Source organism: Pseudomonas sp. S30_BP2TU TE3576 (assembly GCF_050436025.1).
In the GTDB taxonomy this organism is placed as follows: Bacteria; Pseudomonadota; Gammaproteobacteria; order Pseudomonadales; family Pseudomonadaceae; genus Aquipseudomonas.
The window spans coordinates 273,166-284,828 of record NZ_JBNDLK010000001.1 but is presented as its reverse complement, the minus strand read 5'-3'; the positions used below and the strand labels follow the sequence as shown (position 1 = coordinate 284,828).

Sequence of the window (11,663 nt, the reverse complement as noted above, 5' to 3'; positions counted from 1 at the left end):
CTTGAAGAACATCCTTTCCCGACTCTCGACGGTTGCGGTGGTACTGCTGGCCTTCATTCTGGGCTGGTTCGCCTGGGAGCATTACACCCGCGCCCCCTGGACCCGGGATGCCAGGGTGCGTGCCGATGTGGTGACCTTGTCCGCCGATGTTTCGGGGCGAATCGTCAGCCTGGCCGTGCAGGACAACCAACACGTGGACAAGGGCCAGGCCCTGCTGGAGATCGACCCGGCGCGTTACACCCTTGCGGTGGAGCATGCCAAACGCGCGGTGGAGGTGGCCAAAGCCTCACTTGGGCAGGCCCAGGCAACTATTACCGCCAGCGAAGCATTGCTCAAACAACGACAGAGCGAAGAGCAGCGGCGGCGTACGCTCAAGGACCGTTCGGCGATTTCCGGCGAAGAGTGGGAAAAAGCCAACACCGATGTATCGGTTGCCCAGGCTGATTTACTGCGTAATCAGGCAAATCTGGTGTTGGCCCAGGCCAACGTGCAACTGGCCATCGCGGCATTGACCCAGTCTGAACTCGATTTGCAGCGTACCCATGTTGTATCCCCGGTGACCGGCTACGTCACCAATCTTCTTACCCGGGAGGGCGACTACGCCTCGGCCGGTGGGCCATTACTGGCGCTGGTGGACAGCGATTCGTTCTATGTCAGTGGCTACTTTGAAGAAACCAAGTTGCCGCGGATCGGGGAGGGCGACCGGGTCAAAATCGAATTGATGAGTGGCGAGACGTTTGGCGGCAAAGTGCAGAGCATTGCCTTCGCCATTGCCGACCGGGAAAACCTGCCGGGCGGCCGCCTGCTGGCCAACATCAACCCCAGTTACACCTGGATCAAACTGGCGCAGCGGGTGCCGGTGCGGATCCAGATCGATGCCGACTATGCCGGTAAAGACAAGCTCAGGGCGGGGACCACAGCCACCGTGACCGTCCAGGAAAACCACGAATCCAAAGACCCGCATTAACCCTAATACCAGTCAGTTAAGCGGTAATGCGATCTGTAGCAGCTGCCGAGCCCGCGAGGCTGCGTTCGGCTGCGAAGCAGTCGTAAAATCAGTCATTGCGGTACGTCAGGAAAACCGCGTCAGCTGGACTCACGACTGCTATGCAGCCGAACGCAGCCTCGCGGGCTCGGCAGCTGCTACAAAGGGTGTCGCAGCTGAAATTGCTTAATACCCCCCCCCTGTGGGAGCGGGCTTGCTCGCGAAGGCGGTGTGTCAGTAGACATATGTATTGCCTGACACACCGCCTTCGCGAGCAAGCCCGCTCCCACAAGGGATGTACATTGCCTTTGAAAAGGCAAAAAAAGCCCCGCGACCGAATGAGACGCAGGGCAAAGGAAATTGGTTGGTTGCGGCCAACCAAAGGGGCTTTTCAAGCCATCGGGTTAATTGCTCGCGACCGTCTCCGGCTGCCAGCCACCGCCGATGGCCTTGTAGATTGCGACGATGCCGCGATACAGGTCGACTTCAGCCTGGGCCTGGGAGTCTTCGGCGGCCAGGCGTTCACGCTGGGCGTCGAGCAACACGAGGAAATCGGCGGTGCCTTCGCGGTAGCGGATTTCCGCCAGGTCGGCGGCCGAGCGGCTGGATTCGCTCTGACGAATCAGCGAGATCAGGCGCTGTTGGCGTTTGCCGTAGTCGCTGAACGCGTTTTCCGATTCTTCCAGGGCCAGCAAGACTTGCTGCTCGTAGGTCGCCAGGGCCCCTTCGGCATCCGCGTCGGCGGCGCGCAAACGGGCGCGCACGCTGCCCAGGTCGAACGCCGCCCAGGTGATGCTCGGACCCAGCGCCCAGGCGTTGGCCGCCGAGGAACCGATTTGCGAACCACGCCCGGCGGTGAAGCCAAGGAAGCCGCTGAGGCTGACTTGCGGGAACAGGTCGGCCTTGGCCACGCCGATCCGCGCCGTGGCCGACGCCAGTTTGCGTTCGGCACTGAGAATGTCCGGCCGGCGTTGCAGCAGTTCACCCGGATTACCGATCGGCAAGGCCTTGGCAATCGCCGGCAAGTCTTTCGGGCTCAGGTCCACGGTCAACTTGTCCGGACGCTCGCCCAGCAGCGTGGCGATACGGTTCTTCTCCCGAACCTGCTCGGCCTGCAATTGCGGCACGCTGGCTTCGACCGACGCCAGGCGGGCATCGGCACGTTCCACATCGAGCTGATCGCCGACGCCGGCATCACGCAGGTTGATGGTGATCTTGCGCGACTCCTGCTGGTTCTCCAGGTTGGCCAGGGCGATCTTTTCCCGCAGTTGCGCACCGCGCAGTTGACCGTAGGCATCCACCAGTTCGGCAATCATGGTCACTTGCAGCTGATACAGATCGGCTTCAAGCGACTGTTGCTCGGCATTCGCTGATTCCAGGTTGCGCTGGATACGACCAAACAGGTCGATCTCCCAGGCCATGTCCAGGCCCAGGTCGTAGCGTTCGCTATTGACCCGGTCGGTGGTCTGGCCGGGAATCTGCCCCTTGCCCAGGTCACTGCTGACACGGCTGGTGACGACCGGCAGGTTGTCATTACTGATGTCATCGCGGATGGCACGGGCCGCTTTCCAGCGGGCAAAAGCGACGCGCAGATCACGGTTGCCCTTGAGCGATTGCGTCACCAACTGGTTGAGCGTCGGGTCTTCGAACTGCTGCCACCAGATGCCTTCGAAACGAGAACGGTCAAAGTTTTTCTGACCGGCCGCGCCATCGGTGGCGGTGGTGATGTTCGCCGGTTCCGTGGCTGGGGTCTTGTAGTCCGGGCCGACGGCACAGGCGCTGAGTGCCAGTGCCAGCAGGCTCGGCAGGAAGGCTTTCAGACTCATTGATGCGACTCCAGTTGCGACTGCACTTTCAAGGCCTTGGCGGCTTTGCGCGCTTCACCGCGCTCGACAAAGTTACGAATCAGTACGTAGAACACTGGCGTCAGCAACAGACCGAAGAAGGTCACGCCGAGCATCCCGGAGAACACCGCTACACCCATGGCGTGGCGCATTTCGGCACCGGCACCGCTGGAGAACACCAGCGGCACAACACCCATGATGAACGCGAAGGAGGTCATCAGGATCGGCCGCAGACGCAGACGGCAGGCTTCCAGAACCGCCGCCAGCGGGTTGAGGCCTTCCAGTTGCTTGTCCTTGGCGAACTCGACGATCAGGATCGCGTTCTTGCACGCCAGGCCCACCAGTACGATCAGGCCGATCTGGGTGAAGATGTTGTTGTCACCACCGGAGGCAATCACCCCGGTAATGGCCGACAGCAGGGTCATCGGTACGATCAGAATCACCGCCAGCGGCAGGCTCCAGCTTTCGTACTGAGCCGCCAGTACCAGGAACGCCAGCAGCACGCAGAGCGGGAACACGAACAGCGCGGTGTTGCCGGACAGAATCTGCTGGTACGTCAGGTCGGTCCATTCATAGGTCATGCCGTTCGGCAGTTCTTCCTTGAGCAGTTTCTCGATGGCTTTTTCGGCCTGGCCGGAGCTGTAGCCGGGGGCTGCCGCACCGTTGATTTCAGCAGTGATGAAGCCGTTGTAGTGCATCACGCGGTCGGGACCTGAGGTGTCGCTGACCTTGATGAAGGTCGCCAGCGGGATCATCTCGCCTTTGTTGTTACGCACCTTCAGCTGGCCGATCTGGTCGGATTCGAGGCGGAACTGCTGTTCGGCCTGAACGTTGACCTGATAGGTGCGGCCAAAGCGGTTGAAGTCGTTGGCATACAGCGAGCCCAGGTAGATCTGCAAGGTGTCGAAGATGTCGCTGACAGCCACGCCGTGGGTCTTGGCTTTTTCCCGGTCGATGGCGGCATCGACCTGTGGCACGTTCACCGTGTAGCTGGTGAACAGGCCGGCCAGTTCCGGCACGCTGTGGCTCTTGGCGATGATGTTCATGGTTTCCTTGTACAGCTCTTCGTAGCCCAGGTTGCCCCGGTCTTCGATTTGCAGGCGGAAACCACCGATGGTGCCCAGGCCTTGTACCGGCGGCGGCGGGAAGATCGCCATGTAGGCTTCCTGAATGTTCGCGTATTGGCCGTTCAAGGCGCCGGCAATCGCACCGGCGGACATGCTCGGGTCTTTACGCTCGTCGAACGGTTTCAGGGTCACGAACACGATGCCGGCGTTCGGGCTGTTGGTGAAGCCGTTGATCGACAGGCCAGGGAAGGCCACGGCACTTTCCACGCCAGGCTGTTTCAGGGCCAGCTCGGACATGCGCTTGATCACGTCTTCGGTGCGGTCCAGGCTCGATGCATCCGGCAGTTGCGCAAAAGCCACCAGGTATTGCTTGTCCTGGCCGGGTACGAAACCGGTCGGGGTGCTGGAGAAACCGAAGAAAGTCAGGACCATCAGGCCGGCGTACAGCAGCAGGGCGATACCGCTTGAGCGGATCACACGGGCAACCGTGCCGACATAACCGTGGCTGGCCTTCTCGAAGAAGCGGTTGAACGGACGGAACAGCCAGCCACCGAAAATCTTGTCCAGTACCTTGGAGAATCGGTCTTTCGGCGCGTCATGCCCTTTGAGCAATACCGCGGCCAGTGCTGGCGAAAGGGTCAGCGAGTTAAAGGCCGAGATCACCGTCGAGATGGCAATGGTCAGGGCGAATTGCTTGTAGAACTGACCCGTCAGGCCGGAGATAAATGCCGCAGGGACGAACACCGCGCACAGCACCAGCGCCGTCGCAATGATGGGGCCGGTCACTTCACGCATGGCGCGTTTGGTGGCTTCGACTGGCGTCAGTCCGAGCTCGATGTTCCGCTCGACGTTCTCCACCACCACGATGGCATCGTCCACCACGATACCGATGGCCAATACCAGGCCGAACAGCGACAGGGCGTTGAGCGAGAAACCGAACAGGTGCATCACGGCAAAGGTACCGATCAGCGATACCGGTACCGCCACCAACGGAATGATCGAGGCGCGCCAGGTTTGCAGAAACAGAATCACCACCAGTACCACGAGGATCAGTGCTTCGAAGAGGGTGTGAACCACCGCCTCGATGGAGCCGCGCACGAAGATCGTCGGGTCATAGACGATGCTGAAGTCCATGCCTTCGGGGAAGCTCTTCTTCAGCTCGGCCATTTTCGACCGCACTTCGTTGGAGATCTCGATGGCGTTGGAACCCGGGCGCTGGAAGATCGGGATCGCCACCGCCGGTTGGTTGTTCAACAGCGAACGCAGGGCGTACTGGCTGGAGCCCAGCTCAACGCGGGCAATGTCCTTGAGGCGAGTGATTTCACCGTCGTCGCCAGAGCGAATGATGATGTTCTCGAACTCTTCCTCGGAAACCAGACGCCCCTGGGTGTTGACCGACAGCTGGAATGCAGTGGCATTCGGTGCAGGAGGCGCACCCAATGCACCGGCCGCTACTTGACGGTTTTGCTCGCGAATCGCGGTCACGACGTCGGTTGCAGTCAGGTTGCGTGAAGCGGTTTTGTTCGGGTCGAGCCACACACGCAGCGAGTAATCGCCCATGCCGAACAACTGCACATCGCCGACACCGCCCAGGCGCGCCAGCTCATCCTTGATGTTGAGCAGGGCGTAGTTGGACAGGTACAGCATGTCGTAGCGCTTGTCCGGCGAGGTCAAGTGCACAACCATCGTCAGGTCGGGCGATGCCTTGTCCACGGTGATGCCGATGCGCGTTACTTCCTCGGGAAGTTTCGGCTCGGTCCGGGTCACGCGGTTTTGCACCTGCACCTGGGCGTTATCCAGGTCGGTACCCAGGGCAAAGGTGATGGTCAGGGTGATCTTGCCATCGGCGGTGGATTGCGAGGACATGTACAGCATGTTCTCGACGCCGGTGATGGCTTGCTCCAGCGGAGCGGCCACGGTTTCACCGATGACTTTAGGGTTGGCACCCGGGAAGTTGGCGCGCACCACCACGGTCGGCGGCACCACTTCCGGGTATTCGCTGATCGGCAACTGGAACAGCGAGATCGCACCGGCGATCAGGATCAGCAGCGATAGAACCGCTGCGAAGATCGGCCGCGAAATGAAGAACTGGGAAAAATTCATCTTGGAAATCCCTTAACCGCGTGGGGTCGTGGCGGCCAGTTTCACAGCCGTACCCGGTGCAACCTTGACAGGCGCGACTTGGGGCAGGTTGCTGGCTTCCAGCGCTTGGCGTTGTTGTGCGAGTGCCGCGAGGGTTTGTTCGCTGGCCATCGGAATCACTTCAGGCGTGACCGGTGAACCAGGACGTACCCGTTGCAGGCCCTTGACGATAATGGTGTCGTCCTTGTTCAGGCCGTTGCGCACGATGCGCAAGCCTTCAATCTTCGGACCCAGCTCCACGGCGCGGTAGGCGGTCTTGTTGTCGGCATCCATCACCAGCACGAACTTCTTGCCCAGGTCAGTGCCGACGGCTTCATCGTTGATCAGCATGGCGTTGTAGGTGCCGCTGCCCACCAGTTTCAGGCGTGCATACAGGCCCGGGGTGTAGCTGCCATCGCTGTTGTCGAACACCGCGCGACCACGGATGGTGCCGGTTTTCGGGTTGACCTGGTTGTCGATGAAGTTCATCTGGCCCTGGTGCGGGTTGCCGTCTTCGTTGGACAGGCCCATGTACACCGGAGTGGTGTCGCCGCGTTTGCCCTGGCGAGCAAGTTGCGTGTACTTGAGGAACACACGCTCGTCAGCATCGAAGTAGGCGTACACCTTGTCGGTGGAGACCACGCTGGTGAGCGGGGTGGTGTCGGCGGTCACCAGGTTGCCGGCGGTGATCTCCGCACGGCTGACGCGGCCGCTGATGGGGGCGGTGACGCGGGTGAAGCTCAGGTTCAGCTTGGCCAGGTCCAGTTGCGCTTGCAGGGCACCGACGGCAGCACGGGCTTCCTGAGCGGCGGCTGGTACGCGAATCGGCCAGTTCGGCGGAAATGGCATTGCTGGTGCGCAGGCGTTCACCACGCTGGGCTTCGTTTTCGCTGCGGGTGGCATTGGCTCGCGATTGTGCAACCAGTGCTTCGAGGCGGCGGACCTCAGCCTGGAACGGACGCGGGTCGATCTGGAACAGCAGGTCGCCTTTCTTGACCAGCGCGCCTTCAGTGAACGCCACTTCATCGATCTGGCCGGAGACCCGTGGACGAATCTCGACAGTTTCCGGGGCTTCCAGGCGCCCGGTGAATTCGTCCCACTCGTTGACCGGTTGTTCCAGCACCTTGGCCACGCTGACCTTGGCTGCCGGCATCGTGGCGGCGGTTTCCGGGGCCTTGCCGCAAGCGCTGATCACCACTACGGCCAACAAAGCCAACGGGAAGCGCAAATGTTTGAATGACTGTTCCATGGATGCATCCGCCAATGTGTTGAGATTGGCGAATGATGCGCGGCGGGTTTGTATCTCACGAATCGAATGGGGCAAAGGTAACTATCATTCGGAATGATATAAGGCCCAAGCCAGCCCTCTAGACTGCGCCTTGTGTTTGGTCGCCATCAACTGGATTGATGACAATTGTGTGTTGCATTGGGTGCAATAGTTCGACTCGAAACCGAGTGACGCCTTGGCGTCATGAAGGATTCTGACGATCTCGATCACGTCGTCGTTTGCTACACGGCAGAGCATGGCCTAGCGCAACGGGCGAAAGACAATGGGGTCGATGTAAGCCGATTGCAGGTCCCGCTCCGGGATCTCCCAGATGATTTGCTTTGGCGGCGTTTCTTTGAAGGCCGGGTTGTTGAGGTAGCTGTTTGCAGCGCCAGAGAACGCTCCGCCGTCTTTGGCGAAGTTACCCACGGGGGCGCCCAGTGCCTGCTGCAGAAATCCTGCGAAGTTGGAGTTGCGCGAGAATGAAGTGCCGATGAGCGCGGTGTTGGGGAGGTCGGCATCGCCAAAGAGGTCTGCCTCAGTGTCAGGGCTGGCGACTGACGCAATGGGAAGTTCGTGGGTGCTGGTTTGGGCGAGCATTTCGGGGGTGGGCTGCCATTTGAGCGGCAGCCAGTCGATGCCCGCCAGATGGACCAGATCGCCAGGCCGCACCGCGAGCGGGGCATGACTTTCGTTGAACGACCTGCCTGGCGTTGCGCTGATGCCCAGGGTCTTCAGGCGCTGTGAGATGGCATTGGCCGCCACCTTCGCGCCGGATTCGCTCCAGTGCGTATCGGTGCGCAACCAGGCACTGGCTCCCAGTGGCGTCAGCGCACCGGTGAGGTCCAGATTCGACACGCCCCCCACGCCCAACTTCGAGGTCCAGGCCTGGATGCGCCCTTCGAGAGCGGCTGGGCGCTGCAGTGCGCAACGCTGCTCGTAAGCGATGCGGCTCTTGTCTGGAACGATGACCACCAGCAGGCTGATGTCTCGTTGCGAGAGCTGCTGCTTCAGATCAATCACTGCCTGGACTTTGGCATCGGCATTGCGCTGTGCTTGATGATTGACCTTGAGCTCATCAGCCAAAAACAACCAGTCCGGACAACCCGAGCGAACCCTCGGCCCGGTGTCACCGAGGAGCAGCCAGCTGACACCGCGCTCCAGCTCGGCGAAGGTCGTGGGCAGTTGAGCGTTCGACAATTCCTTGGCAATCCGGTGAGTGATATCGCCGTCAAAAAACTGCGGGGTCAGCACTTTATCGGGTAACAGCGAGATCTGCCCTGAAACGATCAGACGGCCAGAGGACAGCAGTCCGACGAACAGAAATATCAGCAGCGCCAAGCCTGCCAACCGACTGCTGCGTGTCGCCAGATCATCAGACTGAGTGGGCATAGGTATCTCCACAACATTGAAATACGGCGCAGCACCGTGTCTGTAGCAGCTGCCGAGCCCGCGAGGCTGCGTTCGACTGCGAAGCAGTCGTTAAATCAAGCAACGAGTTCTTCCATGCAAACAGTGTGCGCAGGATTTGCGAGGACTTGGTCCTCGAACGCAGCCGCGCGGGCTCGTCAGCTGCTACGGGGGGCGGGGTGTGCTTTGGCGTCGTCATCAGAATTGGAAGTACAGGAAGGGTACGGTTTCGCGACTGGCGATCAGTGCGAACGACAGCACGAAACCGGCGATGGGCCAAAGGGCGGCGGTGTAAAACGCAATGCCGCCCAGTTGTTTCTCACAGTAAGGGCGCATTAGCGGTGCGACGACACCGAACACACCCAGTAAACCCGCAAGGCCGTGTACCGGGCGCAGGGTCACGGACAGTTCGTCACCGAGAGCGATGCCCTGCAGGCCGAACTGTCCGGCATACAGGTTCAGCGCGCTATGAAAGTCGGGGGCGCGGAACAGTGTCCAGGCCAGGCAGACGAACAGCAGTGTCAGCCCATGGGACAGCACCGGCGGTACCGGGGGCAGGGTGGAGCTGTTCCAGGCACGGTTCACACACAACGCAATGCCATGGGCGCTGCCCCACAGCAGATAATTCCAGCTATCGCCGCCGTGCCAGAGGCCGGCGATGGCCATGATCAGGAACAGGTTGCGGTAGGTTTTCCAGGTGCCGTTGCGATTGCCACCCAGCGAAATGTACAGATAGTCACGTAACCAACTGGACAGCGACAGATGCCAGCGGCGCCAGAAGTCCTGGATGCTGTTGGCCAGATACGGACGGTCGAAGTTCTCGGGAAAGTGAAAACCCAGCATCAAGCCCAGACCAATGGCCATTGCGCTGTAGCCGGCGAAGTCGAAGAACAGTTGCAGGGAGTAGGCAAGGCAGCCGATCCAGGCATCAGAGAAACTTGGGTTCTGCACGTTGAATGCCACGTCAACCACCGGCGAAAGGGTGTCGGCCACCAGGACCTTCATGCACATCCCGACCATGAACCGGCGTGCGCCCAGCGAGAAGTTCTGCAGGTTGAAGTAACGTTGATTCAGCTCACGCCGAACCCAGTCATAGCGAATGATGGGGCCTGCGACCGAATGGCCGAACATCGAAATGTAAGTGGCGTAGTCAATGAAGCTGCGTTCAACCGGCACGGTACGGCGATGCACATCCACCAGATAGGAAATCGCCTGCAAGACGATAAACGACAGCCCGGCCGGCATGATGACCCGCTGCCAGTCCGGGGGCAGGACGCCGTACCCGGTGATGGTATCGATCAACGTGCCGGCAACGATGTTGGCGTACTTGTACCAGCACAGCACCGCCGTGTTGAGCACGATCAGCGTCGCGAGTAGCCGCACGCGGCCCTTGCCTTCTTCCCGCAAGGCGTCTATCAGCAGCCCACCGGTCCACGCCGTGATCGTCAGGATTACATGCACCGCGAGGAACCGTGGGCTCAACCAGCCATAGAACAGCCAGCTGCCGATCAGTAACGTGACGTTGCGCCACGCCGCTGGGCACACTGCATAGGCGCACAGGAACAGCGGCAGGAACAACGTCAGAAACTCGAGAGAGGCAAAAACCATGGTGGTGGCGCGATCCGGATCAGTGGGCCAGGACGTCAGTCGCTAGCAGCAGGTACGGGCCATTTGCGCCCGGCAGCAGCACAACGCTGTAGCGCTCGCCGGCCTTGAGCCGGCCCAGGTCAAGCGGGGCACCGACGTTGGTTTGGGCGCAGACCAATTGAACCGACAGGCTGACCGGGTTGATCGCTCGGCGTTGTACGCTGCCGTCTGCCACTTCCTTGAACAGGTCGGCATTTTTTCCCGCAGCGCGCAAACCGGCCTGGGTGCATGCTGGATCGGCGCTGAAAAACGCCAGCGAGGCTCTCAGGCTATTGAAGTCGTCGGGTTGCTCACGGATGACGACCTGGCGGATACCTTGAGCGCTGTCCGGCAATGCGATCACGCTGGCGAATTCGCCTGCCGCCACCTGCACGTCCAGCGGCTGGCTTTTACCGTTGAGTTCCAGGGTGCCCTTGATCGGCTGGTTGGCGGGCACGGGCAGGTAGTCGGACACGGCATTCGAACCTTCGAGCCTGAGGCTGGCCCGCGAGCCTTCGGCCAGCAGCTGCAAGGGGCGGTCGGCGGCGTTGATAAAGCGCAGGAAGGCCGAGTCCTGATCCGGGCCCGTCGGGTACAGGGCAATGTCGGCGGCCTGGGCGTGCAGGCTCAGCATCAAGGGCGCGAACAGGACCCAGCCACATCTTGATCGGCTCATTTGCCGGCTCCTGTGCTGCTGACGGTGTCGGCGGGCAGTTTGGCCAACGCGCCACCAATCGCATTGCCCCAGGATTGATAACCGGCGACGGTGAAGTGCTGCCCATCGGTGGTGATCCACTGCCCGGGTTTGGAGAACGCCAGCGAATCGATGTAGGCACAAGGCGCCACGTTCGCGGCCAAAAACTGCGACATCAATTGGGTGCGGGCATCATTTTTCTGGTACATGCCACCGGCTTTACCCCAGGCCGGGCCTACCCAGGCGCAACGGGTCCCGGTGGCCGCAATGGCCTTGGCCAGGCCGGTGACGCTTTGCCATGCCCAAGCCTTTGGAAACACTGGCTTGTCATAGGACGCCATGGTGTCGCCGATGACCAGCACCACCAGGTCGGGCTTGTCAGCGGCGATCAGGTCCTGGATCGGTGTGGTGGTTGCCTCGCGCCCCTTGATCACGATCTTGTCGTTGCCTTTGCGCTCGGCGCCGCAGTCGACTTTTTTACTGATCAGCCAGTCGCCGGCGCTGGCGCCGCAGGCACCGATGGAGTGGACCTGGGCGCCCTGGCGCGTCAGGTTGTCGTGCAGCGGCTCCAGCAAATGGTCCGCGAGGCTCATGTGGCTCTCCCCAAGAACAAGAAGAGTCAGGCCGGCAAGGGCAGAAGTGGGCATCG

7 protein-coding genes and 1 pseudogene are annotated in these 11,663 nt (G+C 61.0%); 1 reads left to right on the top strand and 7 read right to left on the bottom strand.

Annotated elements, in window-relative coordinates:
* Position 1 precedes the first annotated feature (1 nt).
* The gene (locus ABIA48_RS01140; RefSeq protein WP_429486611.1) at positions 2-967 is read left to right on the top strand and encodes an HlyD family secretion protein; all 966 of its coding nucleotides are present in this window, start codon (positions 2-4) and stop codon (positions 965-967) included.
* Positions 968-1,389: 422 nt separating this feature from the next.
* On the opposite strand, the gene ABIA48_RS01135 is transcribed toward ABIA48_RS01140, so the two are convergent.
* The 7 genes and pseudogenes from ABIA48_RS01135 to ABIA48_RS01105 all read right to left on the bottom strand — a co-directional run bounded on the left by ABIA48_RS01135 (position 1,390) and on the right by ABIA48_RS01105 (position 11,661).
* Positions 1,390-2,811: an efflux transporter outer membrane subunit gene (locus ABIA48_RS01135; protein WP_429486610.1), complete on the bottom strand. Its 1,422-nt coding sequence runs from the start codon at positions 2,809-2,811 to the stop codon at positions 1,390-1,392.
* Positions 2,808-5,999 carry an efflux RND transporter permease subunit gene (locus ABIA48_RS01130; protein WP_429486608.1) on the bottom strand — a complete coding sequence of 1,064 codons (3,192 nt, stop codon included), beginning with the start codon at positions 5,997-5,999 and terminating at the stop codon, positions 2,808-2,810. The genes ABIA48_RS01135 and ABIA48_RS01130 overlap by 4 nt, the downstream gene beginning before the upstream one ends.
* Before the next feature lie 12 nt (positions 6,000-6,011).
* Positions 6,012-7,266: pseudogene (gene mexE / locus ABIA48_RS01125) on the bottom strand (multidrug efflux RND transporter periplasmic adaptor subunit MexE).
* A gap of 279 nt (positions 7,267-7,545) precedes the next feature.
* Positions 7,546-8,676, bottom strand: coding sequence for an alginate O-acetyltransferase AlgX-related protein (locus tag ABIA48_RS01120; protein ID WP_429486606.1), 1,131 nt, complete (start codon positions 8,674-8,676; stop codon positions 7,546-7,548).
* Positions 8,677-8,892: 216 nt separating this feature from the next.
* Positions 8,893-10,302: an MBOAT family O-acyltransferase gene (locus tag ABIA48_RS01115; protein WP_429486604.1), complete on the bottom strand. Its 1,410-nt coding sequence runs from the start codon at positions 10,300-10,302 to the stop codon at positions 8,893-8,895.
* Positions 10,303-10,321: 19 nt separating this feature from the next.
* A complete protein-coding gene (locus ABIA48_RS01110) occupies positions 10,322-10,996 on the bottom strand; it encodes an alginate O-acetyltransferase AlgF (RefSeq protein ID WP_429486602.1) in 675 nt (224 codons plus the stop codon).
* The gene (locus tag ABIA48_RS01105; RefSeq protein ID WP_429486600.1) at positions 10,993-11,661 is read right to left on the bottom strand and encodes an SGNH/GDSL hydrolase family protein; all 669 of its coding nucleotides are present in this window, start codon (positions 11,659-11,661) and stop codon (positions 10,993-10,995) included. The genes ABIA48_RS01110 and ABIA48_RS01105 overlap by 4 nt, the downstream gene beginning before the upstream one ends.
* Between the last annotated feature and the right edge of the window lie 2 nt (positions 11,662-11,663).